Source organism: Ignatzschineria sp. RMDPL8A (assembly GCF_029815055.1).
GTDB lineage: Bacteria > Pseudomonadota > Gammaproteobacteria > Cardiobacteriales > Wohlfahrtiimonadaceae > CALZBJ01.
Map to the genome: position 1 here is coordinate 1,241,655 of NZ_JAPPWA010000002.1, position 24,608 is coordinate 1,266,262.

The following is a 24,608-nucleotide window of genomic DNA, read 5'->3' on the forward strand; positions in this document are numbered from 1 at the left end:
GATTAAACTTAAACAACACAATTAAACACTCGACGAGGAATGATGCCGATTTTGAGATAGGGCGCTCAAACGGATCATTCCTCAGGCTTTTTCAATACAACGTTTCAAGCCCTAATTTTTAGACTCAATTATGAGGACATTTACCATGAAATATCTATTAACTGATTGGCGCGTGGAAGACCCCGAATTTTGGGAAACCACCGGTAAAAAAGTGGCCCGTCGCAATCTCTGGATTTCAATCTTTGCACTCGCACTGGCGTTTATTGTGTGGCAACTTTGGAGTGTGACCGTGGTCTATCTCCCGCAGATCGGCTTTGATCTCACAGCCAACCAGCAGGCGTGGCTCATCGGTGCACCGGCACTCTCTGGGGCAACACTTCGAATTCTCTACTCATTTGTGGTGCCAATCTTTGGTGGACGTCGCTGGACAGCCTTTTCGACGTTGCTACTCTTAATTCCTGCCGTGGGCTTAGGAATGGCGGTGCAAAACCCTGAAACAAGCTACAGCACGCTCTTAATTCTCGCGCTTTTCTGTGGATTTGGTAGCGGTAACTTTAGCTCAAGCATGGGCAATATCAGCTACTTCTTCCCCAAAGCGAAAAAAGGTACCGCACTCGGTCTGAACGCAGGGCTTGGGAATTTAGGGATCTCAATCATGCAGTTCTTAATCCCCATTGCGGTCGGCTTTAGTATCTTTGGCGCGCTTGGCGGAAGCGGGCAAGAAATTGTCACAAACGGCGAAACGCACACCATTTGGTTACAAAATGCCGGTTTTATTTGGGCCCCCTTTATTGTGGCCTCGGGCATTTTAGCTTGGTTTGGCATGAATGATCTGAGCCTCATGAAAGCGAGCGTGAAAGATCAGCTCTCGATTCTCAAAAGCAAACATAACTGGTTTATGTGCTGGCTCTATCTCGGTACTTTTGGATCTTTTATCGGATTTTCGGCAGCGTTTCCTTTCTTACTTAAAAATCAATTTGCCGATCAAAATGCGCTTCATTTAGCCTTTTTAGGACCACTGATCGGGGCGATTACCCGTCCGATGGGCGGCTGGATCTCCGATAAATTAGGCGGCGCGCGAGTCACGCATTGGGTCTTTATTTTAATGGTCTTTGCGGTATGCGGCGTCATTGCATCGCTCCCAACCGCGGGCGCTGCCGGTAACTTCGTCGGCTTCTTCGCTTCCTTTATGGCGCTCTTTGCACTGACTGGAATTGGTAACGGTTCAACCTTTATGCAAATTCCAATTATCTTCTCAAAAGTGCACGGCTATCGCGCGGAAGCGGGATTAGTAACACAAGCAGAAGCGGAAAAAACCGCAGCCAAAGAGGGCGCAACAGTAGTTGGATTTAGTGCGGCGATTGCAGCGTATGGCGGATTCTTTATCCCGAAAAGCTACGGAATTGCACTAGAATTAACCGGAAGTATTAGTACTGCATTAATTGGCTTTATAATTTTCTACATCAGCTGTATCGTATTAAATTATTGGTACTATGCACGTAAAAATGCGCGTTACAAATGTTAAAGGATAGATAATATGGCGTTTACTGAGCTACCCCTCCGGAAAAAGGTTTCAACCAAACTTTTTATCCTCACCACAATTTGGTGGCTCGGTGCTTTATTGGCGATCTTCTTCACCCTCTCTCTGCTTTGGCAGCTTGAGGGGGCAGGAGGAGCGATCAACGATGCCGGTAGCTTGCGAATGCGAGTCTATCGGCTCGTCATTTTAGATCAATCGGACGATAAAGTACCTGTACTCGATGCGGTCGAGGATTTTACCAATGTATTAACCGGGATTGTCGAAGGCGATCCGAAACGGCCGCTGATGCTGCCCCAAGAAGATCCCATCTATTGGCAGGCAGAATCGGTATTGCGAGCATGGAAAGATCAAATCCTACCCAATCTTATTGAAAATGATGGCACCCCGTTTACCTACACTGAGGCCAATGCCTTTATCAGTGAGATTGATGCGCTTGTGAAAATGGTGGAAACGAGTAATGCATCAACGTTAAAGCGGCTTCACTTTTACCAAGATCTCTTAATTGTGTTAGTGGTTGCCGGTTCGCTGACGATGCTCTATATTCTGTTTCACCTTATTATTCGCCCGCTTCAGCGTCTCAATTATGCGCTCTCATTGGCGGAAAAAGGGGATTTCTCCTATCGTGAAACCTTAAATAATCGTGAGGATGAGTTTGGGCTTTTAAGCATTGGTTATAATAAAATGGCCACTCGTTTAGAGGCGCTTTATCGCGGGATGGAAGAGACGATCGAGGAGCAAACCCAAGATCTAAAACAGCGCAATTCCGAGCTTGAATCGCTCTACACGATCACCTCTTATTTGCACAATCAGCACGATATTAAGATCATCTGTGAAGGCTTTTTAGCGAGCATTATGCCGATCGTTCATGCCGATGCCGGTGCGATTCGTCTGCATGATTATAATGATCAAAAGATGAAGCTCATTGCAGAGGTCAATCTCTCGGAAGATCTGCAAAATTCGGTGCGCTGTCAACATTTTGATCATTGCTACTGCGGGAAATTTGCACAGACAGAATCGATTTCAGAAGAGATGGCGATCCAGGATCTGCTTGAAAAGACACCACCATGTCAAGAGGGTGCATTTAAAGCGCTCAATATCTTCCCGATTTTTTACGATCAGGAGAAGATTGGGATTGTGACGCTCTTTAGTCATGATGGTAAAGCCTTTTCAGAGGCGAAGAAAAACCTGCTCAATTCACTGAGCAATCAGTTAGGCGTTGCCATTGGTGGCGTGCGCTTGATGGAAAGATCGCGTAAAATGGCGGTATTAGAAGAGCGTAATATCTTCGCGCAAGACCTGCATGATTCCATTGCACAGATTTTAAACTTCCTCAATTGGCAGGTGCAAATGCTTGAAAAAGCGCTTAAAAATGGTCATAAAGAGGAAGCGCGGGAAAATCTTGCTTTTATTAAAGATGGGGTGAAAGAGAGTTACGAAAATGTGCGTCAATTGTTGTTAAATTTTAGAACGCCCCTTCGTCTTGAATCCTTTTCATACCATTTAGAAGAGCTGATTAAACGCTTTAAAACGCAAACTGAGATAGAAGTCAATGCGATGGTGGATGCGTCCAATATTCATCTTTCCGATAAGGAAAAATTGGAGGTAGTCTTCATTATTCAAGAGGCGCTTTCAAATATTCGCAAGCACGCCAACGCGACGAAAGTCTCGCTCCAGATCTACACCGATGAGAAAAATTACATCATCCGCGTCACTGATAATGGGCAAGGGTTTGCAGAAGAGATTTTAACGGAGAAATCCTTGGAACACGTTGGAATCTTGATTATGGAAGAGCGGGCGCAGAAGATTGGCGGGCAGTTGGCCGTTCTTTCTGAACCCGGTGAGGGCACCGAACTTCGTTTAATTATTCCAAGAAAAGAGGCAAAGGCAGAGCATGAGTAATAATCAGAAGATTAAGATTTTAATTATCGATGATCACACCCTTTTTAGAAGCGGATTAAAGTCGCTCATTCAGCGTGAATCTGAGTATGAAATTGTCGCCGAAGCCGCCGATGGTCTCGAGGGGATCAAGCAGATGGCCAAACACAATCCGGACATCGTTCTGCTCGATCTAAATATGCCGATTATGAACGGAAAAGAGACGCTCGCGCAGGTGATGAATATCAATCCTGAACAGGTGGTCTTGATGCTCACGGTCTCTGAAGATGCAAGCGATCTGACTGAATGCATGCAACTTGGGGCACGCGGATTTTTGCTCAAAAATGTGGACTCCGATTTTCTCCTTGAATCGATTAATAAAGCGTTAAGCGGCGATACGGTTTTTTCACCAGAGATGACGCAAAAACTTGTCAATCAGCTGATTTCAAAAACCGCAAAGCCAGGTGAGAGCACGGATGAGGCGGAAACGCACGATGAAGATGAAGCGAAAGTGGCTGAATTAACCAGTCGCGAGCGCCAAATTTTGGGCTATATCGCCACCGGCGAGAGCAATAAGCAGATCGCACGGATTTTGGATGTCGCCGAAAATACCGTCAAAGTTCATGTGCAAAACATCTTAAAGAAACTGGGCGTTAATAGCCGTGTCCAAGCAGCGGTGATCGCGGTTAGGCTCAATATTCAAGCGGATTGATTCATCGCAGATTTAGAAAAAAATTAGAAAAAATTAGAATCGATCCATAAAAAAAGCCCTTTCAGTTTTGTAAAATCTTCTGAAAGGGCTTTTTTGTGTCTGCTCAATCTAAAATTGATTCTGATTGCTCTGAGTATATTGATCCGAGCGTGGTTTAGAGCGCTTTAATGTGCGATCCAATCTGTTCACGAACGCGTTCAACCGTGGCGGGCGCTTTAAAGAACTCCAGATCCATCACTTCTTGACGGGTAAAAGGAATGCGGTGCGATTTAAAGAGATGCTCTAGGCGGAGCGTTGTGGTGCGATAGGTCTCAAAGTTTTGTTGATAGTCACGCATCGCCTCATCAAAGATCTTCTCGTGCGCGGTTAAAATTACCACCTCATCGAGTTTCCAGTAGAGCACATGGCCACTGCCGAGGGTTTGTAATTCTTCACTTAAATTAAAGATTACTGCTTTAATAATATGCCACAGCTCTTCAAGCCCGATTTGGATCAGTTGCGCCGCAAAAAGCCCGTTAATATCGGCGAGCGTTGCGATACTGATATTGTCGATCTCAAGACCAAAGAGGTTTTCTAGGCGCTCGGTCATCGCGTTTGAAAGTGGGGTATTGGTGGTAAGTGATTCATTGAGCTCATCGAAAAAGGCGCGCGCTTCATCGTTATCGGGCATCACTGTTAAAAAGGGAAGCACTTGGAGCACTTCTTTAAAGTCGCTCGTCTCTTTATTGAAGATATCGATATCAAATTTCTCAGCTTCTGTGCCGATTCCCACGATTAGAGGCTTAAAGTTTTTCGCGCGGAAACGAACTTTAGCAAGCTCAAAGAGTTGCGTATAGATGGGGAAATTGGGGCGAATGATCTGGTTTAAATGATAGATCGATCCGATGCCGATGAGGCCTGTTTCCTGCATTTTAGGGAATTGCGTTGCGATATTTTGTCCGATCTCTTGGAGGAGCGCATTGGTCTGATCCTTATCTAAATAACGCGGGGCATCAGTTTGGCTCGATTCCTTATATTGAATTACAAGGCAAAACTCTAACGGAAGTAGATTGGTGGTTGTCATGAATAGCTCTCTCTTTAGGGCAAAACCGATCGAATCGCCCGACATGGATAGGGTACAAAATAAAACGAATAGGTTCGATTGTACGTCTTTTTATCGTAAAAGCACAAGGGGTGGCGCGCGGGATTGGAGAAAATCGCGCTTAAGATCAAGCAGGGTGCGCTAAAGGGTTAAGATCGGTCAAGAATGGGTAAAGATTCTTCGGCTTGCATACTCAAATGGGGGAATGTTTAGTATAATTACTCTTTTGCTTGACTCATTTTGAAGGATGGTCGCGGTGGCGATCAAGAAGGAAATGGATTTAAAAAAACATATCAAAAGCGTGCTCGACTACCCAAAAGATGGGGTGGATTTTAAGGATATTACTCCGCTTTTTAATAATGTGGATGCGCTGCAACATACGATCAATGCGATGTCGGAATTTGTGAAATCCTGTGGCGCGAATGTGATCGTAGCACCGGAAGCGCGTGGGTTTCTCTTTGGGCCGGCGGTGGCGTTTAATACTAAAACACGCTTTGTTCTTGTGCGTAAACCAGGTAAACTTCCACGAGAAGTCCATTCCGTTGAGTATGCGCTTGAATATGGCACCGATGAGCAGCAGATGCATAAAGATGATTTAAATCCTGGCGATAAAGTGGTGATTATCGATGATATTTTAGCCACCGGTGGCACTATGGAAGCGATCATTAAATTGATTGAGATGCAGGGCGCAACCATTGAAGGCATCAGCTTTTTAGCAGATTTAGAATATCTGCACGATCCTGAGTTTTTAAGCGAATATAAAACCCAACGCTTAGTCTCTTACGCCGATTAAGAGGCATACAAAGAGAAATATAAGTAGAAATACGAGAAAAGCCTGAGACTGTTTGATTACGAATACTCAGGCTTTTTTATGGCCCATTGTTTATTATTTTCTGTTTATTGACTATTGTCTATGAATCCGAATCCCGACCTTGGAGCGGGGCAAGCCGTTTGACTTCTTGATCAATCTCAGCAATCTCTTGGTCGATCTTTTTAAGCGATTCACTCATCTCACTCTCTTTATGGCGCTTTTTCGCTTTCAGTTTTTCGATCTCAAGCAGAATATAATTACGTTTCTTTTCACTCTCCTCAAAATCAAGTAACGAGGTGAGAGAGGCAACCATATCGTCGCACAGCTCGATCACCTCAAGGCTATTGACCTTAGTATGATGGCGGATATCACTTAAAAGCAATTGCCGGCTCATCAGATTGTTTTGATAGGAAAGTTTCTCTTTGGTGTGATCGAGCTCTTTGCGCGGTTTAACAATTAAAAAGACCACAAGCGTTGCCACCGCGATAATAAAAGCATAAAACATGAGAACCTCCTTTTAGGTCACAGGCGCGTAAAAATGGGGTATAATCGCCTCTAGTGTATACGTTTATTTACAAAAAATCTGTAATCCTAGGAACATTTAATTCTACCAACTTAGAAGTAGCTTAACGATGAAATTACTAAAAAATCGATGGATCCTCCTTGGCGGAATCGCCCTTATTGCGCTAGGTGCGTTTTTTCTGTTTCGCGATAACATGGTCACCACCTATCTAAGTGAGCCGGCAACGAAAGGGGATATTGAAGTCAATATTCTCGCAGATGGCAAGATGGAGGCCTTTGAGCAGATTGAAGTAGGCGCGCAGGTTTCAGGCCAGATCAAAAAGATGCACGTTAAGCTTGGGCAAATGGTGAAAAAGGGCGATCTCATTGCAGAAATTGATGACCTTCCCCAGCAAAATGCGGTGAAAGATAGTGACGCGCGTCTTAAAAATGTGATCGCTTCGAAAGTCGCGAAAGAGGCGCAGTTAGTCAATGCTCGAATCAATTATGAGCGTCAAACTCGTCTGATTAAAAGCGGGGCGACCACCCAATCAGATTTAGATGTGGCGGAAGCGAATCTTAAAGTTTACGAGGCGGAACTTGAAGCGCTCGAGGCGCAAGTTGCGCAAGCACAGATCGCCTTAGATACCGCAGAGCTTGATTTAACCTATACTAAAATCGTCGCGCCCATTGATGGGACGGTTGTGGCGATTGTGGTCAAAGAGGGGCAAACGGTGAACGCGGTGCAGACAGCGCCGACCATTGTTAAGGTAGCAAATCTTTCCAAAATGACCATTAAAGCGCAAATTTCCGAGGCGGATATTCCCAAAGTGGATCTCGGGATGCGGGCCTATTTCACCATTTTAGGTGAGCCGAATGAAAAATATGAAGCGATCTTAAAACAGATCGAACCGGCGACGGAAAAATTCCAAAATAGCACCGGCAACACGCTGACTGATGTGAATGAGGCGATCTATTATAACGGGCTTTTTTACGTTGATAACGTCGATCAAACATTTTATATCGATATGACAAGCCAGATCTATCTGGTGATCGATGAGGCAAACGATGTGCTCACTATTCCAACGATGGCAACGCGCTATAAACCAACGAGTATTGATAAGCCTGAGAAACGTCCGGGCTATCAAATCGTATGGGTATTAACTGATAAAGCGAACCAAAAAATCGAACCACGATACATTAAAACCGGCCTCTCCAATAATGTTGTTACTGAGGTGAAAGAGGGCTTAAACGCTGGCGAGCTGGTGGTTTTATCTGAAACAGAAGTGAAAAAATCAAAAGCGGTGATTAGTCATCCCCGTGGGATTCGTCGAGGGTTTTAATCATGACGGCACCACTCATTCAGCTCGATCATCTAGAGCGCTCGTTTCAGACGGGCGAGGTTGAAGTTCGCGTTCTAAAAGGGATTTCACTTACCGTAGAAGAGGGCGAATTTTTAGCGATTATGGGCGCGTCCGGTTCGGGGAAATCAACGCTGATGAATCTGATCGGCGGGCTCGATTATCCTTCCGGCGGGAGCTACTATTTTAAAGGGCGTGAGATTGCCAATTACTCCCAAGAGGAGCTCGCGAAACTGCGCCGTGAACATTTTGGCTTTATCTTCCAGCGCTATCATCTTCTGAATACATTAACCGCGAAAGGCAATGTTGAGATGCCGGCAATCTATTCGGGCGTCAGTGCCGGGGATCGTGATCGTCGTGCGCGAGATCTTCTAAAAGCGCTTGGACTTGGGGATCGGGTGGATTATTACCCAACGCAACTCTCGGGCGGACAGCAACAACGGGTGAGTATTGCGCGGGCGCTCATGAACGGGGGCGAGATTATTCTTGCCGATGAGCCGACCGGGGCGCTCGATAGTGCGAGCGGAAAAGCGGTGTTAGAGATTCTCAAAGAGCTCAATGCGAAGGGGCATACGGTGATTATGGTGACCCATGATCCAGACGTTGCCGCCCACGCAAAACGGGTGATTGAATTAAAAGATGGGCTTGTGATTCGCGATACCAAACAAGCGCCGCCACCGGTCTCGTCAAATCATATCGATCTACATGAAGAGGCGGAGCCAAAAAAAGTCGGGCTCTATGGGCAACTTCTACAGCGGATCAGCAATGCCTTTAAAATGGCGGTAATCTCCATGGCGATGCAGAGGATGCGCACTTTTTTGACGATGCTCGGGATTATTATCGGGATCGCTTCGGTGGTGCTGGTGATTGCGCTCGGGCGGGGAACGACCGATCGAATTTTAGAAAATATTAACGCCATGGGAACGAGTACGCTTACGGTTTTCCCTGGGTCAGGCTTTGGGGATCGGCGTTCAGGGCGGATCCAGAGTCTTCGTCCAAGTGATGTAGCAGTGCTCGAAAAGCAGAGCTTTATTCACAGTGTGACGCCGGTGGTCTCCCATTCGGTAAGCGTGCGCTATCACAATATTACCGCGGTCAATGTGAGCCTTCAGGGGGTGGGTTTTCAATATTTTGATGTGGAAGGCTACGATATCACCCAAGGCGTTGGCTTTGATCGTGAGAGTGAAGATGAGTTAAAACTTGAAGCGGTGATTGATGAAAATACGGTGGAAACACTCTTTCCGAATGGCGAAAACCCCATTGGCGAGGTGATTATGCTCGATCATCTTCCGGTACAGGTGATTGGCGTTGCCACCTCGAAATCGACGGGGATGCGCGGAAGCAATAATATGAATGTCTGGGTACCATATTCAACCTTGATGAAGCGGATGCTCGGGCAGAACTTTTTACGCAATATCACTATTCGCGTCGATGAAGATGTGAATCTTAAACTTGCCGAAAAGAGCATTACTGACATCTTAACGGTTCTTCATGGCAAAAAAGACTTCTTTATCTTTAACGCTGATACCATTCGCGAAACCATTGAAGAGACGACGATGACGATGCGGATTTTAGTCACTTCCATTGCGCTCATTTCACTTCTTGTCGGCGGGATTGGAGTGATGAATATTATGCTGGTGTCGGTGGCTGAACGTACGCGTGAGATCGGCATGCGAATGGCGGTTGGGGCGCGTCAAAGCGATGTCTCTCAACAATTTTTAATCGAGGCGGTACTGGTCTGTCTTTTAGGCGGAGTGCTCGGATTAAGCTTAGCGCTTGGCCTTGGATTTATTATGGGACAAGTCAACACAGATTTCCCCCTTCGATTCTCCATGAGTTCAATTATCCTTGCATTTTTCGCCTCCTTTTTAATCGGCATTATCTTCGGATATTTCCCAGCAAAAAGAGCGTCAGAACTCGCACCAATAGAGGCGCTTGAGCGATCCTAGGTCGAGAATTGATTAAAATGGTTAAAATATGATAATTGTATTGCAAGTTTACGGATAACTTGGCAAACTTGTATGTTGTAGTAGTTGTGTTGTATTAAAATTTTATTAACTTTAAGGGGGACACTTTATGAGTCAAAATAAACGACCATTATCGCCTTTTATGTTAGGGGATGCGTATAAGTTCCAAATCACTTCGGTGATGAGCTTTTTACATCGTCTTTCAGGGATCGCGCTCGTTTTCATCATGTTCGTCATTGCAGCTTGGTTTGCGGGTATCGCAGCTGGGCCTGATGCGTATCACGCGGTACAAGGATTTTTAACCAACTGGTTTGTGTTGATTTTCGTGTTCATTGGTACGTTTGCGGCATGCTATCACTTCTGTAATGGTATCCGTCACCTATTTTGGGATGCGGGTAAAGGAATTGATATGGATTCAGCACGTAAATCAGCGCGTTTAGTTCAAATCGGTGCAATCGTACTTGGACTTATCATCATTGTTGCTGGTTTTATGGCATAAGGAGAGCGAATAATGAGACATCAAACAGCATTAGGCCGTGTAAAAGGCTTAGGATCTGCTCGTAGCGGTTCGCGCCAATGGGTTGCACAGAAAGTGAGCGCAGTGGTGTTAGCCGTTCTTTTTTTATGGTTTGCATTTAGTTTTGCAACAAACCTCACCGCAAGCTACAGAGACGTTGTAACGTGGTTAGCAAAACCGACCACCACAGTTCTCGTCATCACTTTTATCGTGACTGCGTTTTATCACGCCATTTTAGGATTACAAGTTTTCCTTGAGGACTATATTGGGAAAGCGTGCGTTCGCCTAATGGTAGTTAACGCAATGCGTGTAATCATGATGATTATCGGCCTTTCAGCAGTATACGCGGTTGTGCGTATTTCATCTGTTGCGAGCGTTTTAGGTTAGTCATTGGGATAAAAGAATCGATACAGGATTTTGAGGTTAACAAATGAATTTAAAAGAATATAAAGATTATAAAATTACCGAACACGTGTATGACGTGGTAGTTGTCGGTGCAGGTGGTTCAGGACTTCGTGCAACGCTCGGTATGGCGGAAAAAGGCTTTAAAACCGCTTGTGTAACAAAAGTGTTCCCAACTCGTTCACATACTGTTGCGGCTCAAGGGGGCGTATCGGCGGCTCTTGGAAATATGGGTGAAGATGATTGGCGCTGGCACATGTATGACACCGTTAAAGGGTCAGACTGGTTAGGTGACCAAGACGCCATCGAATATATGTGTCGTGAAGCGATTCCTTCAATTTTAGAGCTTGAGCACTACGGTCTTCCTTTCTCAAGAACCGAAGAAGGTAAAATCTACCAACGTCCATTTGGTGGTATGACGACGCACTACGGTGAAGCGCAAGCACAAAGAACGTGTGCAGCAGCGGACAGAACCGGTCACGCAATGCTTCATACGCTCTATCAACAATCTTTAAAACACAATGCAGAATTCTACATTGAGTACTTCGCAATCGACCTAATTATGGAAGAGGGCGAGTGCCGTGGGGTGATCGCATGGAACTTAGCGGACGGTACCATTCATGTATTCCGTTCACAAATGGTGGTATTAGCGACGGGCGGTTATGGCCGTGCATACTTCTCAGCAACGAGCGCGCATACCTGTACTGGTGACGGTAACGGAATGGCAGCACGTGCGGGAATTGCTCTTCAAGATATGGAATTCGTACAATTCCACCCAACCGGTATCTACGGCGCAGGCTGTTTGATCACTGAAGGGGTTCGTGGAGAAGGCGGTTACTTAACCAACGCCAGCGGCGAACGCTTTATGGAGCGCTACGCGCCTAACGCAAAAGACTTAGCATCGCGCGACGTTGTTTCACGCTCAATTCTTCTAGAAGTTCGTGACGGACGCGGTGTGGGCGAACATAAAGACCATGTATATCTCAACTTAATGCACTTAGGTCCTGAAGTGATCGAAGAGCGTTTACCGAGTATCGCTGAAAGTGCGCGTATTTTCGCAGGCGTTGACGTTCGTAAAGAGCCAATTCCTGTTATCCCAACGGTTCACTACAACATGGGTGGGGTTCCAACGAACTATCACGCAGAAGTGGTAACGCTTAAAGATGGTGATCCTGACTATGTGATTCCAGGTTTAATGGCAATTGGTGAAGCGGCGTGTGTATCTGTACACGGGGCAAACCGTTTAGGTTCAAACTCGCTGTTAGACTTAGTGGTATTTGGTCGTGCGGCGGCAAATCGTTGTGCTGAAATTTTAGAGCCTAATGCCTCGCAAAAAGATCTTCCAGAGTCTGAAATTATCCGTATCTTAGATCGTTTCGATCGCATTCGTTACGCTGATGGAACCATCTCAACGGCGGATCTACGTGATAAAATGCAGCGCGCAATGCAACGTGATGCAGCCGTATTCCGTACTAAAGAGACCCTTAAAGAAGGGGTTGTGGCGATCACAGAAGCGTTTAAACTCTTTAAAGACGTTAAAGTGCATGACCGCAGCTTAATCTGGAACTCAGACTTAGTTGAAACATTAGAATTGTCAAACCTTCTCATCTCAGCGTTAGCGACGATTGTTTCAGCAGAAGCACGTCACGAATCACGCGGTGCGCACGCACACGAAGATTTCCCGAAACGTGATGATGAAAATTGGATGAAACACACTCTTGCTTGGGTAAGCGAAGAGGGTGACGTGGAGCTTGATTATCGTCCGGTGCATAACTACACCTTAACTGATGAAGTCGAGTATTTTCCGCCTAAAGAGCGTACCTACTAATTGTGGTGGTATGGAACTTTAGGAATCATCATATTTGAGATAGAGGAAAAATATTATGGCTGAATTTAAATTACCAGAAAATTCAATCGTTCAAAAAGGTCAACACTTTGCGGACGATAACGCAACGAATAAATGCGTATTTAAAGTGTATCGTTGGGATCCCGATAGTGGTGAAAACCCCCGTTACGATACCTACGATGTGAACTTAGACGCGTGTGGTCCGATGGTGCTTGATGCGCTTTTATACATCAAAAACAAAATCGACCCAACCTTGACGCTTCGCCGTTCATGCCGTGAAGGGGTGTGTGGTTCATGTGCGATGAATATCGGCGGAACAAACACGCTTGCTTGTACTAAAGCGACAGCGGATGTGCCAAAAAATCGTCAAGGTGAGGTGGTGATTAATCCGCTTCCCCATATGCACGTTGTAAAAGACTTAGTGCCTGATTTAACGCACTTCTATGCACAACACGCATCGGTACAACCTTGGCTTAAAACCGATACACCGAATCCTCCGCGCGAGCGTCTACAATCGATTGAAGAGCGTAGAAAAGTCGACGGATACTATGAGTGTATTCTCTGTGCATGTTGTTCAACTTCATGCCCAAGCTACTGGTGGAACTCTGAGAAATACTTAGGTCCAGCGGTATTACTTCAAGCGTATCGTTTCATCGTTGATACTCGTGATGAGCATACGGGTGAGCGTTTAGATGAGTTAGAAGATCCGTTCAAACTCTATCGTTGTCACACCATTATGAACTGTACTAATACCTGTCCGAAAGGCTTAAACCCTGCAAAAGCAATTGCAGAGATTAAGAAATTAATGGTATTACGTCACTGATCATAAGACGATCAAACAATGATTATAGGCAATAATAATTGTTTATAATCAGTTAATTAAAAACTCCAGTCGGTATCAATCACTGACTGGAGTTTTTTATGGGGATTTATTTTTGAGGCTCTGTTTTAAGTAGCAAATATTTAACTATTGAGCGCGAGGCGTTAATTGCCAAAGTTATAGCCGTAACGAATACTGCCATAGACTTTTGGGCTCGAATCGCGGTCACTGCTGACTTTCTGGCTCGCTGAAACGCCAATATCACCATCGGTAGAAGCGCTTGTGGTGGCACTGCAAGCGGTGAGTAATCCGAGCATGAGCCCCGCAACAAGAAGGGTAAACGATTGCTTCATCTTGACTCCTTTTATTAAGGTGAAAATGCAGATTGGTGTGAATAGATTAATGCGTTAATCGTTTAAGTGTAACAAGATCCTTAATCATATTGAAAGATGTTTTTCAAAAAGGCTTTGGCTCGATCGCTCGGATCCCCTTCAAAAAAGGCTTCTTTTGAGAGATCATCATGAATTTCACCGCCATCAATAAAGATCACCCGATCCGCCACTTGTCGAGCAAATCCCATTTCGTGGGTAACGCACATCATTGTCATTCCGCTTTGTGCCAGCTCGACCATCACCGCTAACACCTCATGAATCATCTCGGGGTCAAGGGCAGAAGTTGGTTCATCAAAGAGCATAACAACAGGATCCATCGCAAGCGCACGAGCAATCGCAACCCGCTGTTGTTGCCCACCTGAGAGCTGGGTGGGGTATTTTCCAAGATGGTTTTTAAGCCCCACGCGATCTAATAGGCTAATCGCCTTTTCATAGGCTTCATCTTTGCCACGTTTGAGCACTTTTTGTTGTGCAAGCATCAGGTTATTTTCGATCGACATATGCGGGAAAAGCTCAAAGTGTTGGAAGACCATACCCACCTCAGAGCGAACTTTCGAGAGATTCACCTTTGGGTTTGAGAGCGAATGGCCATTGATGATGATGTCGCCTTCTTGATAGGGTTCGAGACCATTAGCGCATTGAATCAGAGTGGATTTTCCTGAACCGGAAGGGCCACAGACCACCACTACCTCTTTCTCAGCAATCTCAGTGGAGCAGTTGTTGAGAACCTTAAAATCTCCATAATATTTACTCACGTTTTTGAAGGTAATCATATACGTTTTTTCCTTGTTTGCAGATATCTCACACCACTTGAGAGGGTAAAACAGATGATAAAATAGATAAATCCGGCAAAGAGAATCAGCTCCATTTTGGCATTATTGTTGTAGCCGATAATGTCAGTTGCGCGGAAGAAATCATTTAAACTCATGATGTAAACAAGCGAGGTATCTTGAAAGAGAATAATCGCTTGGGTTAACAAAAGGGGCACCATGTTACGAAGCGCTTGCGGTAAAATGACGTTAAAAATCGCTTGTAAACGGGTCATGCCGAGCGCAAGTGCGGCGTTCATTTGCTGTTTGCGTACACTTAAAAAGCCTGCGCGAATGATCTCTGAGTAGTAAGCCGCTTCAAAGAGTGAAAAGGCCACAATCGCCCAGATTAAGCGAACGCTTGCGCTATTATCAAGCCCAAAAAGATGCTGAATGCTTGGGCCAATGGCGATATAGAACCACATCAACACCATAATCAGCGGAATGGAGCGGAAGAGATTGACATAGCCGGTGGCAAGTAGCGCGATCGGTTTTGGCGCATAGAGACGAATGATGGTTAAAATCGTTCCCCAAACGATGCCGACAATAATCGCGATCACGGTAATTTGCAAGCTCACCGCCATCCCTTGCCATAAAAACGCGCGGTTCTCATTGAGGAGGGTGAACAGATCAGAAAAAGGAAGAAGATCCATATTACGCTCCTTGTTTTAATGAGGGAATTTGGGAATAGTGCTCAACTGCTTTCATAATCAGCATTAAGGCTAGATTGATGATGATGTAGGCGATTGTGACCACGATAAACGACTCATAGGCTTTTGCGGTATAGTCATTAATTTGCGCCGCTTGACGGGTTAATTCTGCAAGCCCAATGGTCTGTAAGACCGAGGAGTTTTTAAAGATATTGAGTAACTCGGAGGTCATGGGCGGAATAATAATCCGCAGCGCCTGCGGTAAGATCACATAGCGATACGCTTGAGGAAGGGTGAGCCCGGTTGCAAGCGCTGCCCGCATCTGTCCTCCTGCAAGTGATTCAATGCTTGAGCGCACCTGTTCGGCAACTCGCGCCGAGGTGAAAAGCCCTAAGCAGAGAATCCCCGCAGTCATCATCTGCACGATTGGATCTTGCATCTTAATCCAGATCTCAAGGGGTTCTGGAAGCATATTGGGCCAAACGTAATACCAGAAAAAGAGCTGAACAATCAGCGGTACGTTACGCAGACATTCCACATAGGTTGCACCGATGAAACGAAAAAAACGACTCGGTAGGGTACGCATCGTGCCCACGATAATCCCGAGCGTTAGGGCGAGAAACCAGCTCGCGCTTGAAGTGATAATGGTCCATTTTGCCCCTTCAAACAGCCAGTCGAGGTAGGTCTCGTTGATTACCGCTTCTTGGAGCAGAATTGAAAAATCTAATCCAAACATAGGTCGATCCTTTCTAACCTGAAAATTTATGACATGACCACAAAGAGGCGAGGGCTGATTATAGGCCCTCACCCGTTGTGATTAGAGAGTTGACGGATTGATCCGTTTTATTGGAAAGGTACGTCGCTTGGGTTTTCAAAGAGCTCGCGCATGCTATCCGATAGCGGGAAATCTAAATTGACATTGCGTGGTGGAATCGGATTCATAAACCATTTGTTGTAGAGTGCTTCCATTTCACCGGATTTTGACATCTCCGCAATGACTTCATCGGCAACCGCTTTAAACTGAGCATCGCCTTTACGCATCATACAGGCATACGCCTCTTTTCCTTGGGATTCACCAACCACAACCCAGCGATCCGGTTGAGGCGATTTTGCGCGCTCTCCATAGAGAAGGGAGTCATCCATCACAAATGCCACGCCACGTTTATCGGCGAGCATCATAAATGCATCACCATGGTCTTTCGCCGCTTGAATGCGCATGCCCATTTTTTTCTCGGCTTCCATATTGCGTAAAATACGCTCTGAGGTGGTGCCGGCGGTGGTAATGACAACTTTTTTAGCAAGATCATCGAAGCTTTGAATGCCAGAGGCTTTATCGGTAATCATGCGAATATTGATGATGAAAATCGTATTACTGAAACCGGCCTCTTCAGCGCGCGAGGTATTGTGCGTGGTTGAGCCACACTCAAGGTCAATCGTGCCATTTTTCATTAACGGAATGCGGTTTTGCGAGGTGATTGGCGTGAGTTTTACATTGACTTTTTTACCCAATTTTTTCTCAACGCCTTCCACAATTTTTAAGCTCACATCATGGGAATAACCAATGACGTTTTGCTGATTGTCGTAGTAAGAGTAGGGAATTGATGATTCGCGGTGACCGAGGGTGATCGTGCCGGTTTCATCAATCTTTTTAAGGGTTCCAGTTAATTCTTCCGCCATGGTTAAACCAGGCATGCTCATTAATCCACACACAGTTAGGGCTAACAGTGACTTTTTCATGCTTCCTCCAGATACAATCGTTTTTTATTTATTATTATTCAAATAATGACGCATTGATTATTGATTTAATTGTTGCTAGCGTCTTACTTAGATATAGATCACTCTAAGGAATAATTCAAGTACTTTTGCTAAAAACAGTAGGATTAATGGCAAAAAAAGGATAGATTATTCGATCTATCCCTTTGAAAGTTGAATCTAATTGTGTGAGATGAGATGCTGGATTAAAACCCGCGGTAACGATATCCGGTAATATGATCTTGAAGTAGAGCTTCGGTACTTTGGCCAAAACTGCCCATATTTTTAAGATCAAACATCAGATAAAAACGCCATTGTGTCTCTTTCGCTTGAGGCGTATCTCGATAATAACGGGTAATCGCTTGGACGCGCACGCAACAGGTATCATATTGGAAACCAGCCATGGTATCGATCATCTGATTATTATTGAGCGAATGATTATATCGGCCAATAAGGCTCCATTTTTCATCGAGCTCCCAAAATCCAGAGAGATCAATTTGATTGATGGTGTTGTCGGGATTGCCATCATTTCGGGTATAGCGATAGCCAAGATTGAGGATTTTATCTTGCTCAGGTTGATAACGCAGATCAAAGGTGGTTTTAGTGGTTTTACTCTTTTTCGGAGACCATTGCCAAGTGAGATTGGTATAGAGTTTTGGAATCACTTCAAATTCCCCCTCCATGAACCATTCTGAGCGGTTTTTATTGGCCTCTTCTTCACTTAAATCATCGCCTAAGCGGATGCGATTTTTCTCAAAATATTGAATTTGTCCGGCAGATAGACGAAGCTTTTCCACGCCGCTATTGGCATTAATAAAGCGGGTGGTGAGCGCGGTCGTTACTTGGTTTGCATCATTTTGACGGTCAGCGCCGGTAAAATTGGTGGTGTTGAAGAGCGCTGAATAGCTCGGGCTATAGAGCGAGGTATCAAACATCGGGATATGTGATTGCGTGCGGTAGGGCACATAGAGATAAAAGAGGCGAGGCTCTAACGTTTGTACATATTCTCCACCGCCAAAGAGTGATTTCAGCTCTAAATCACGCTCAAAAAAGAGTCCAGTATCGACGCTAAAAATGGGCATCGAGCGATGGAAACGTTCAGGATCATTGCGAGGATTTTTTCGATGATCGATCGAATAATCGGTATAGCGGAAGGCAATTTCAGGTCTAAAAAAGCCCCACGAATTCTCTAAATTAAGGCGCATATAGGGTTTAACATCAAATCGATCGCCCCCCTTTGCGCGCGTATCATTTTTGCCAAGCTCGGTGATAAAGCGTGTAAATTCAGCACTCACCCCATATTCAAGTAGGCCATAGGTTTGATGGCTCGCTACCGAAATTTGTGGTAGGCGTGAATAGGGTTTTAGGCGAATCGCCTCTTTATCGATAATTTGGAAATCTTGGAAGCGAATCGATGCACTCACATATTCATCGTTATAGGTAAGAGAAGCGTAGCGCTCTAGATTCGTTTTCGATAAAAGGCCGATGGTGTCATCGAGATCTTTAAGGTAATCATCATCAGAGATCTTTTGATAGAGAATCGCACCGCTTAATCGATCGCTAAAAGTTAGATTTTGATTAAAGAAGAGTGACCAGCGTTTTTCATCATTTTTTTGGCGATCTTCAGGAATGTATTCAAGGTTTAAAATCGAGTTTTGCCACTCATTTAGATAGCGTAGTTCTCCATCAAAAATAAAACCACGCTTACTCATCACCCCAACGCCAAGCGTTGCATCCATATTCGGCGCTAGATTGAAATAGTAGGGGAGACGAAAGGTAAACCCATTATTGCGATCAAATTGTACTTTCGGCGATAAAAATCCGCTATGACGCTGTCCATCAATGGGAAAGGAGAGATAGGGGAAATAGAGAACCGATTGCCCGCGCACCGCAAAAAACGCATGTTTGGCAACGGCGCGTCCCGTGGCGTGATTGATGCGGAGGTTTTTACTCTTAATGGTCCATGTTTCGTTATCGACCTCACAGGCAGAATAAGTGGCCTCCTCAAGATCCGAGCGTTCCTCGAGCGCCTCATGATGCATGGTTTTAGCACGCCCTTGAGCCGGACGATCACCGCTTAAATAATATTCACCGCCGATGAGATCGGTGATTTCATCATTAAGATAATGTTTGAAGGTTTCCCCGCGAACCGCAACAGCATCAGACCCATAATAGATCGGGTCATCTTTTGAAAAAATTACATTATTGACGCGATCTAAAAAGAGCGAATCGGAGTAGAAATTTCCCTCTTTTTCCTGAACAATGACATTCCCAAAAAGAGCCCCTTCCGTTGGGGTAATCGCCCCATCATCGGAGAGTAAAATCATCTCATCTTTTGGCAGATTATTGGGCGAATCGAGAAGATAATCTGCAAGGGGGGAGATTTTACAACTTTTTGGCGCAGCATAAAGCGGCGAAAGACTCATCGCAGACGCAATAGAGAGTGCAATTAATGTATGGAGGACTAGGGGTTTTCTACGCACGAATTGATCTATCTATACAGGGGCCCGTGGGCGTTAACGTGATTATAATTTAGCTTCAATAATATCAGTGCGATTATAACAGGTCTCATGGCGATCGGCATATTTTGCAACGGTTTTACCAAAAAGTGATTAATTTTTAAGCAGGAGAGGTGATCCGATCATTTGAGGAAATATCGTCTGAAAATAGGAACTTTTGCAGGAAATTTATATAATAGGCGAGACAAATTGGATTTGGGCAGGATTTAGGAGCGCGCTGTGTTGGATGAATTGACAGAACTTGAGAAAAAACCGATCACCAAAGAGCGGATAAATGCGCTTCTTACGCGAGTGCGCCGGCATTATATCTCGCCACTTTCGAAAGTGTATACCGAGATTGAGGCGTTTGAACATCTTTTGGGGATCCGTCCGCTAACGATTCAGGTAAATGATCCCTTTTCATGGCGCCATCTTGAGACTAAAGCGGAACTGTCTGGCATCTCAAAAGAGGAGGCCTTTGAGCGGCTCTCGCTCATTGCTGATTATCTTGAAAATGGGCATTACCCCTTTAGTGGCGATAGTCCGCTTGAGCTCGGCGAATCCTTTCCCTATTTTGAGTGGATTAATCAGGGCGAGCAATACACGCTAACCCAAGGTTTGGGCGATTGGCAGCTCATTGTGCTTGAGCGAAAAGAGCAGATGGCCAATCTCAGTACTATTTTTGAGCTACTTGAAGATGACAAACGGCTCTTTACTGGGCGAATTTTGGTGGTGGGTAAGATGCCGATGGGATTATCATCGACGATTTTGGCCCATTTTGAGGCGCTACGGGATCAGCTCTATTGGATCGAGCCAAAGTATCTGCCGGCCATTCAAGGGGAGAGCGGATTTGGGCATTCAAAATCCTTTGCCTCGCTCTTTAGAGGGGGCTCGCAAATTCTCGTCGTGGATCCAAAAGGGCGCTATCATGCGGGTCTAACGCGTTTAGATTTACAAAAACAATTAACGGCACTGTTTACCGAAGAGGAGAGTAAGGAATGATCTATTATGAAGTATTTGGCGAGGGTGAGCCACTTATCGTCTTGCATTCAGGGGGTATGAGTCACGAAGAGTGGTTGCCGCAGATTAAGGTGTGGGAAAAGCGCTTTAAAGTGATCGCCATCGATCAGCCAGGTCATGGGTGCAGTGCGTTAAAAGGGGAGAAACTTTCGATTTCTGAATGCGGGCACGCGGTATTAGAGGTGATGGAAAAAGAGGGTGTGACGAGCGCTTATTTTTGCGGATCGAGCATGGGCGGAGCGACGGCGCTTTGGGTGACGATGAATCGCCCGGAGCGCGTTAAAAAACTTGTGCTCTATCGCTGTAATTATCGTAAAAATATGGCAACGTTTCGCAGTACCACCTCAATGAGCGACCCCGATTATTGGATCAGTTTGGGCGTGGATCGCTATCTGTCGCGTCTTCATCGCGGGCAAGGCGGGGATGAGGCGTGGAAAACGGTGATTACGCGGGTGAGTGATGCGCTCAATCCTGATACTACCGATCATGATTATCGTCTCTCAGCGCTTGAAGCGATTGAGTGTCCGGTAATGATTGTCTCCGGTGATCGCGATCCTTTGGTGCCGATGGAGGATATTATTGCGATGTATCAAGCGATTCCCACCTCATCGCTGTGGGTGCTTCCTCATGCAAGCCATGTCACGGCGACAAATACTTGGCGCGCCACGATCTTTGCTGAAGAAGTGGAGCGTTTCTTAACGCGAAAACGCGAGCTTACCATATAAAATCATACAATTTATGCGATAATGAGCTCGATTAGATTAGGGCTTTAAACCTTTGTATAGAAACATAAAGAGGGCAATATGGGGCAATTTGAACGGATATTTCAGCTAAAAGCGACATCATTTCGCCTGATTGCGCTCTTTGTACTTTCGTATGCTTTTATCTCGCTATTATTATCGGTCACGGTGACGGCGGGGATCTTTTTCTTTTCCCCTAAACAGGCCAATCCTCATTATTTTGGCTACTTTTTATTGATTTTCACCGCTTCGATGTTCTTTGTTTTTGGCATGGTCTATTCAAAATATCATGCGCTTAAAGTGGGCGTTCCGTCAGTGATGGAGATGCTTGGCGCGGTACGTGTACACGGGCTTCAACACAATGAATTGTTGCGCCGTTTTCATCAAGTGGCCGAAGAGGTGGCACTCGCTGCCAATCTCAAAACGCCGAAAACCTATCTCATTAATTCGATGGATATTAATGCGCTTGCAGTGGCCTCAAGTGAGGAAGATGTGGGGATCGCGGTAACCGAAGGGGCGATTACACGGCTGTCTCGCGAGGAATTGCGGGCGCTGGTTGGGCACGAAATGAGTCATATTCTCCATAAAGATTGCCTGCTTAATTTTAAACTTGTGATCTGGCTCTATGGGCTTCAATGCGTCTATCTTTATGGGCGCGATCTCTTTCATTCCATTACCGATATTTACCCCTTTCGTCTTGATCGCCTCTGTCTTGGCTATGCGCCGGAATTTCAAAAAGGGAAGAGTGCCGGCTCGCTCAGTATTGGGTATTTCCCGCTCTTTTTTATCTCGATGATTGTGCTGTGGATCGGTTCGATGGGGGCGATTATTGCGCGTCTGTTAAAATCGGCAATTTCGCGTAAGAGAGAGTTTTTAGCCGATGCAGAATCGGTGCGATTGACACGAAGCGACGCCATTGTGGATGTGTTAAAAAAAATCGCTTTTTTAGAGGTGGATGATGAGAGTCTTGCGATGCGCTCGGAATCGGTCTATCACGAATTTTCCCACTTTTATTTAACTGATTATCAAGATCTTGAAACGCCTGGGCGCTTTGATACCCATCCGCCCATTATTGCGCGGATTCGAGCGATTGATCCCGAGTTTGAGCTCCCAACGGATGCGGAGCTCATTGCGATGAATCGATACTATTATCATGATTTTTCCGAAGAGAGTGACGAGCTTGTGAGCGCTCATGGGCGGTATGCTAATACGAAACTGCATGGGCGGAAACGTTCGCGTGGGTTTGATGCGCTTTTAGGTAAGCCCATTGAATATGATCGTTTGCAAGGCGGCGTGATCGCGGTTTACCAGCTCTTTTTAAGCGATCAGCGTCTCATTGTTAAAGCGCAACTTGAGTATCTAAAAGGTGCGCTTCCGGCGACATTATTTGATGAATTGAGTCAGACTCTCGATGAAGTTATGGCGCTTTCGGCATTTGATAAGGCGGTGCTGTTAATTAAAAGCGTCGATCCGATTCGTGAGCTTCATGAGGCCGATCGTGAGGCATTTGACGCGAAACTTAAGGTATTACGTCGGCTCAATCGCAGGCACTCCCGCCTTTCCGTTGCGATGGCGTGTTATCTCGATGAAATGCTGCACAGAATCGATGTGGATCGCCATGAAGATGGGCTTGTCTTTGAGCTGAATGAAAAGACGCTCTTTGATGAAAAATCGGCAGTGCTTTTCTTTTTTGAAATGTTACTCGGAAGTGGGAAGCCCCACACCTTTAGTACACGATTTTTAATGGAGCTTGCAGAAAGTCTTTCGCTTGAAAATCATCCTGCAACGCCGCTTGAATCACCCAATCAAGAAGCATTGAAGACGTTTTCGGAGATGATCTCTTTTTTTAGTACACTCAATCTCGCTAATCGCAACCAGTTGAGTACATGGTTTGATGAAATCTATCGGCATGAAGTTGCCACATCCGAAACGCGGGCGCTTATCTATCTCATTTCGCTCACGGCCAAATTAACCCTTCCGATGGCGCTTCGCTTAAAAAATGAGCCGGATCAAAAACCGGTGAGCAGGCTCAATTTTATGAGTTAAATGGCAAAACTCAATAGGCAATCATCTAGCATCTAGCCGAGTGTTTGTTGATAACGGCCTGAACCGATATTGGCCACAAACCCTTCAAGCTCTAAGGTGAGGAGAGTGGTCATCAAGGTAGAGGTCTCGAGCTCTAAACGTTCGACAAGTTCATCGATGGTCAGCGGGGTTTGCAGTGCCTCAAAGAGTTTTCGCTCGGTAGGATCGCTTGGTGCATTTAGGGGTGCATTTGGAGGCGCGCTAATCGAACTATTGATCGGCGATGGTACTGGTTTTTGTCGCGAATTAGGCTCGATGCTAGGTATGGATTTAGCTTTAGGTTCAGAGCTGGTTTCAGATTTCGATTCAAGCGTAGAATCATACCAACCGCTCAGTTCGCGTAAAATATCCGCGACCGATTCTGTAAGCGTTGCGCCGTCCCGTATGAGTTGATGGGTGCCTTTGGCGTGCGGATTATGAATCGATCCGGGAATGGCAAATACTTCGCGATTATACTCAAGGGCAAGCCGTGCAGTGATCAGCGATCCGGAGCGCTTTGCCGCTTCAACGACGAGTGTTCCCAAGCTTAATCCTGCAATAATGCGATTTCGACGGGGGAAATTGGTCGCTTTTGGCGGTGTTCCAAGGGGAAATTCACTTACAAGGGCGCCCCCTCGATCAATTATCGATTCACTAAGCGATTGATGACGTTTAGGATAGATCGATTCAAGTCCCGTTCCCAATACGCCGATCGTACGATTATTCGCCTCAACCACCGCTCGGTGCGCCTCACCATCAACACCCATGGCAAGGCCGCTTGTGATGACAAATCCGCGCATGGAGAGTTCTCTTGCAAAGGCGTGGCTGTGACGTTTCCCCTCTTCCGTTGGATGCCGCGTTCCGACAATTGCAAGCTGTGGTTCACTTAACATTGTGGGATTGCCTTTAATGAAGAGCAGCGGCGGCGCATCGGGGAGCGTTTTTAACAGCGGCGGATAGAGCGCATGATCGAGCGTAATAATATGATGGAGGGGTGAGGCGTTTAGCCATGTAAGACTTGTCTCTACTTCGCGTCCAATTTTAGGGTCATCACGACGAGATTGCGCACTTTGGGGAATCCCGACCGCTTGCCATGCTCGATTGTCGGCGCTTAAAATTTCATGAATATCCGTAAAGGATTGTAAAAGATGGTGAAATCGGCGAATCCCGATCTGCGGGGTAAAATAGAGAGTGAGCCAATCTTTAATCATAAGAGAATACCTGCTATAACTATAGGTAAGAGAAGAATT

General features: G+C 45.6%; 22 protein-coding genes. 13 read left to right on the forward strand and 9 right to left on the reverse strand.

What is annotated here, in order from left to right:
• Window positions 1-145: 145 nt before the first annotated feature.
• From OXI21_RS07165 to OXI21_RS07175, 3 genes are read left to right on the forward strand one after another with little or no spacing between them, the layout of a single operon-like run.
• On the forward strand, window positions 146-1,525 hold the full coding sequence (locus tag OXI21_RS07165) for a NarK family nitrate/nitrite MFS transporter (RefSeq protein WP_279618876.1): 1,380 nt from the start codon (window positions 146-148) through the stop codon (window positions 1,523-1,525).
• A 12-nt stretch (window positions 1,526-1,537) separates the two neighbouring features.
• Window positions 1,538-3,439, forward strand: coding sequence for a type IV pili methyl-accepting chemotaxis transducer N-terminal domain-containing protein (locus OXI21_RS07170; protein ID WP_279618877.1), 1,902 nt, complete (start codon window positions 1,538-1,540; stop codon window positions 3,437-3,439).
• Window positions 3,432-4,127, forward strand: a complete 696-nt coding sequence (locus OXI21_RS07175) for a response regulator transcription factor (RefSeq protein ID WP_279618878.1) — start codon at window positions 3,432-3,434, stop codon at window positions 4,125-4,127. The genes OXI21_RS07170 and OXI21_RS07175 overlap by 8 nt, the downstream gene beginning before the upstream one ends.
• A 154-nt stretch (window positions 4,128-4,281) precedes the next feature.
• Here the strand turns inward: OXI21_RS07175 and OXI21_RS07180 are convergent, their stop codons facing one another.
• On the reverse strand, window positions 4,282-5,190 hold the full coding sequence (locus OXI21_RS07180) for a hypothetical protein (protein ID WP_279618879.1): 909 nt from the start codon (window positions 5,188-5,190) through the stop codon (window positions 4,282-4,284).
• Between the two features lie 292 nt (window positions 5,191-5,482).
• On the opposite strand from OXI21_RS07180, the gene OXI21_RS07185 reads away from it, so the two are divergent.
• Complete coding sequence (locus OXI21_RS07185) at window positions 5,483-6,001, forward strand: adenine phosphoribosyltransferase (protein WP_347815523.1); 519 nt, start codon at window positions 5,483-5,485, stop codon at window positions 5,999-6,001.
• Between the two features lie 118 nt (window positions 6,002-6,119).
• Here the strand turns inward: OXI21_RS07185 and OXI21_RS07190 are convergent, their stop codons facing one another.
• The gene (locus OXI21_RS07190; RefSeq protein ID WP_279618881.1) at window positions 6,120-6,524 is read right to left on the reverse strand and encodes a hypothetical protein; all 405 of its coding nucleotides are present in this window, start codon (window positions 6,522-6,524) and stop codon (window positions 6,120-6,122) included.
• 127 nt (window positions 6,525-6,651) lie between these two features.
• Here OXI21_RS07190 and OXI21_RS07195 point away from each other — a divergent pair, with 127 nt between their 5' ends.
• The 6 genes from OXI21_RS07195 (at window position 6,652) to OXI21_RS07220 (ending at window position 13,436) form a co-directional block, all read left to right on the forward strand.
• The gene (locus OXI21_RS07195; RefSeq protein WP_279618882.1) at window positions 6,652-7,863 is read left to right on the forward strand and encodes an efflux RND transporter periplasmic adaptor subunit; all 1,212 of its coding nucleotides are present in this window, start codon (window positions 6,652-6,654) and stop codon (window positions 7,861-7,863) included.
• A gap of 2 nt (window positions 7,864-7,865) precedes the next feature.
• The gene (locus OXI21_RS07200; RefSeq protein ID WP_279618883.1) at window positions 7,866-9,830 is read left to right on the forward strand and encodes a MacB family efflux pump subunit; all 1,965 of its coding nucleotides are present in this window, start codon (window positions 7,866-7,868) and stop codon (window positions 9,828-9,830) included.
• A gap of 127 nt (window positions 9,831-9,957) precedes the next feature.
• Window positions 9,958-10,347 carry a succinate dehydrogenase, cytochrome b556 subunit gene (sdhC, locus tag OXI21_RS07205; protein WP_279618884.1) on the forward strand — a complete coding sequence of 130 codons (390 nt, stop codon included), beginning with the start codon at window positions 9,958-9,960 and terminating at the stop codon, window positions 10,345-10,347.
• A 12-nt stretch (window positions 10,348-10,359) separates the two neighbouring features.
• Window positions 10,360-10,752, forward strand: a complete 393-nt coding sequence (gene sdhD, locus OXI21_RS07210) for a succinate dehydrogenase, hydrophobic membrane anchor protein (protein ID WP_279618885.1) — start codon at window positions 10,360-10,362, stop codon at window positions 10,750-10,752.
• A gap of 43 nt (window positions 10,753-10,795) precedes the next feature.
• Window positions 10,796-12,595 carry a succinate dehydrogenase flavoprotein subunit gene (gene sdhA / locus OXI21_RS07215; RefSeq protein ID WP_279618886.1) on the forward strand — a complete coding sequence of 600 codons (1,800 nt, stop codon included), beginning with the start codon at window positions 10,796-10,798 and terminating at the stop codon, window positions 12,593-12,595.
• A gap of 55 nt (window positions 12,596-12,650) precedes the next feature.
• Window positions 12,651-13,436, forward strand: a complete 786-nt coding sequence (locus OXI21_RS07220; RefSeq protein WP_279618887.1) for a succinate dehydrogenase iron-sulfur subunit — start codon at window positions 12,651-12,653, stop codon at window positions 13,434-13,436.
• Window positions 13,437-13,597: 161 nt separating this feature from the next.
• On the opposite strand, the gene OXI21_RS07225 is transcribed toward OXI21_RS07220, so the two are convergent.
• The 6 genes from OXI21_RS07225 to lptD form a co-directional block, all read right to left on the reverse strand.
• A complete protein-coding gene (locus OXI21_RS07225) occupies window positions 13,598-13,786 on the reverse strand; it encodes a hypothetical protein (protein WP_279618888.1) in 189 nt (62 codons plus the stop codon).
• 80 nt (window positions 13,787-13,866) lie between these two features.
• Complete coding sequence (locus OXI21_RS07230; protein WP_279618889.1) at window positions 13,867-14,598, reverse strand: amino acid ABC transporter ATP-binding protein; 732 nt, start codon at window positions 14,596-14,598, stop codon at window positions 13,867-13,869.
• On the reverse strand, window positions 14,595-15,287 hold the full coding sequence (locus OXI21_RS07235) for an ABC transporter permease subunit (protein ID WP_279618890.1): 693 nt from the start codon (window positions 15,285-15,287) through the stop codon (window positions 14,595-14,597). Before OXI21_RS07235 ends, OXI21_RS07230 begins: the two co-directional genes overlap by 4 nt.
• Window position 15,288: 1 nt before the next feature.
• Window positions 15,289-16,020 carry an amino acid ABC transporter permease gene (locus OXI21_RS07240; RefSeq protein ID WP_279618891.1) on the reverse strand — a complete coding sequence of 244 codons (732 nt, stop codon included), beginning with the start codon at window positions 16,018-16,020 and terminating at the stop codon, window positions 15,289-15,291.
• 107 nt (window positions 16,021-16,127) lie between these two features.
• Complete coding sequence (locus OXI21_RS07245) at window positions 16,128-17,021, reverse strand: glutamate/aspartate ABC transporter substrate-binding protein (RefSeq protein ID WP_279618892.1); 894 nt, start codon at window positions 17,019-17,021, stop codon at window positions 16,128-16,130.
• Between the two features lie 221 nt (window positions 17,022-17,242).
• On the reverse strand, window positions 17,243-19,519 hold the full coding sequence (gene lptD, locus OXI21_RS07250; protein WP_279618893.1) for an LPS assembly protein LptD: 2,277 nt from the start codon (window positions 19,517-19,519) through the stop codon (window positions 17,243-17,245).
• A 255-nt stretch (window positions 19,520-19,774) separates the two neighbouring features.
• Between lptD and OXI21_RS07255 the strand changes: the two genes are divergently transcribed.
• From OXI21_RS07255 to OXI21_RS07265, 3 genes are all read left to right on the forward strand, one after another.
• On the forward strand, window positions 19,775-20,536 hold the full coding sequence (locus tag OXI21_RS07255) for a hypothetical protein (RefSeq protein ID WP_279618894.1): 762 nt from the start codon (window positions 19,775-19,777) through the stop codon (window positions 20,534-20,536).
• Window positions 20,533-21,279 carry an alpha/beta hydrolase gene (locus OXI21_RS07260; protein WP_279618895.1) on the forward strand — a complete coding sequence of 249 codons (747 nt, stop codon included), beginning with the start codon at window positions 20,533-20,535 and terminating at the stop codon, window positions 21,277-21,279. The genes OXI21_RS07255 and OXI21_RS07260 overlap by 4 nt, the downstream gene beginning before the upstream one ends.
• Window positions 21,280-21,357: 78 nt before the next feature.
• Entirely contained in the window at window positions 21,358-23,340 is a 1,983-nt protein-coding gene (locus tag OXI21_RS07265) for a M48 family metalloprotease (protein WP_279618896.1), read from the forward strand.
• A gap of 32 nt (window positions 23,341-23,372) precedes the next feature.
• On the opposite strand, the gene dprA is transcribed toward OXI21_RS07265, so the two are convergent.
• Window positions 23,373-24,569 (reverse strand): DNA-processing protein DprA, encoded by a 1,197-nt coding sequence (dprA, locus tag OXI21_RS07270; protein WP_279618897.1) that lies wholly within the window; start codon window positions 24,567-24,569, stop codon window positions 23,373-23,375.
• Between the last annotated feature and the right edge of the window lie 39 nt (window positions 24,570-24,608).

Bases quoted from the DNA above. Each gene is read 5' to 3' on its own strand.
- OXI21_RS07200 (WP_279618883.1), top strand. From the start codon at position 7,866: ATGACGGCACCACTCATTCAGCTCGATCATCTAGAGCGCTCGTTTCAG.
- sdhA (WP_279618886.1), top strand. From the start codon at position 10,796: ATGAATTTAAAAGAATATAAAGATTATAAAATTACCGAACACGTGTAT.
- OXI21_RS07170 (WP_279618877.1), top strand. From the start codon at position 1,538: ATGGCGTTTACTGAGCTACCCCTCCGGAAAAAGGTTTCAACCAAACTT.
- OXI21_RS07240 (WP_279618891.1), bottom strand. From the start codon at position 16,020: ATGTTTGGATTAGATTTTTCAATTCTGCTCCAAGAAGCGGTAATCAAC.
- OXI21_RS07185 (WP_347815523.1), top strand. From the start codon at position 5,483: ATGGATTTAAAAAAACATATCAAAAGCGTGCTCGACTACCCAAAAGAT.
- OXI21_RS07225 (WP_279618888.1), bottom strand. From the start codon at position 13,786: ATGAAGCAATCGTTTACCCTTCTTGTTGCGGGGCTCATGCTCGGATTA.
- OXI21_RS07190 (WP_279618881.1), bottom strand. From the start codon at position 6,524: ATGTTTTATGCTTTTATTATCGCGGTGGCAACGCTTGTGGTCTTTTTA.
- sdhD (WP_279618885.1), top strand. From the start codon at position 10,360: ATGAGACATCAAACAGCATTAGGCCGTGTAAAAGGCTTAGGATCTGCT.
- OXI21_RS07220 (WP_279618887.1), top strand. From the start codon at position 12,651: ATGGCTGAATTTAAATTACCAGAAAATTCAATCGTTCAAAAAGGTCAA.
- OXI21_RS07230 (WP_279618889.1), bottom strand. From the start codon at position 14,598: ATGATTACCTTCAAAAACGTGAGTAAATATTATGGAGATTTTAAGGTT.
- sdhC (WP_279618884.1), top strand. From the start codon at position 9,958: ATGAGTCAAAATAAACGACCATTATCGCCTTTTATGTTAGGGGATGCG.
- dprA (WP_279618897.1), bottom strand. From the start codon at position 24,569: ATGATTAAAGATTGGCTCACTCTCTATTTTACCCCGCAGATCGGGATT.
- OXI21_RS07265 (WP_279618896.1), top strand. From the start codon at position 21,358: ATGGGGCAATTTGAACGGATATTTCAGCTAAAAGCGACATCATTTCGC.
- OXI21_RS07235 (WP_279618890.1), bottom strand. From the start codon at position 15,287: ATGGATCTTCTTCCTTTTTCTGATCTGTTCACCCTCCTCAATGAGAAC.
- OXI21_RS07195 (WP_279618882.1), top strand. From the start codon at position 6,652: ATGAAATTACTAAAAAATCGATGGATCCTCCTTGGCGGAATCGCCCTT.
- OXI21_RS07180 (WP_279618879.1), bottom strand. From the start codon at position 5,190: ATGACAACCACCAATCTACTTCCGTTAGAGTTTTGCCTTGTAATTCAA.
- OXI21_RS07165 (WP_279618876.1), top strand. From the start codon at position 146: ATGAAATATCTATTAACTGATTGGCGCGTGGAAGACCCCGAATTTTGG.
- OXI21_RS07260 (WP_279618895.1), top strand. From the start codon at position 20,533: ATGATCTATTATGAAGTATTTGGCGAGGGTGAGCCACTTATCGTCTTG.
- OXI21_RS07245 (WP_279618892.1), bottom strand. From the start codon at position 17,021: ATGAAAAAGTCACTGTTAGCCCTAACTGTGTGTGGATTAATGAGCATG.
- OXI21_RS07175 (WP_279618878.1), top strand. From the start codon at position 3,432: ATGAGTAATAATCAGAAGATTAAGATTTTAATTATCGATGATCACACC.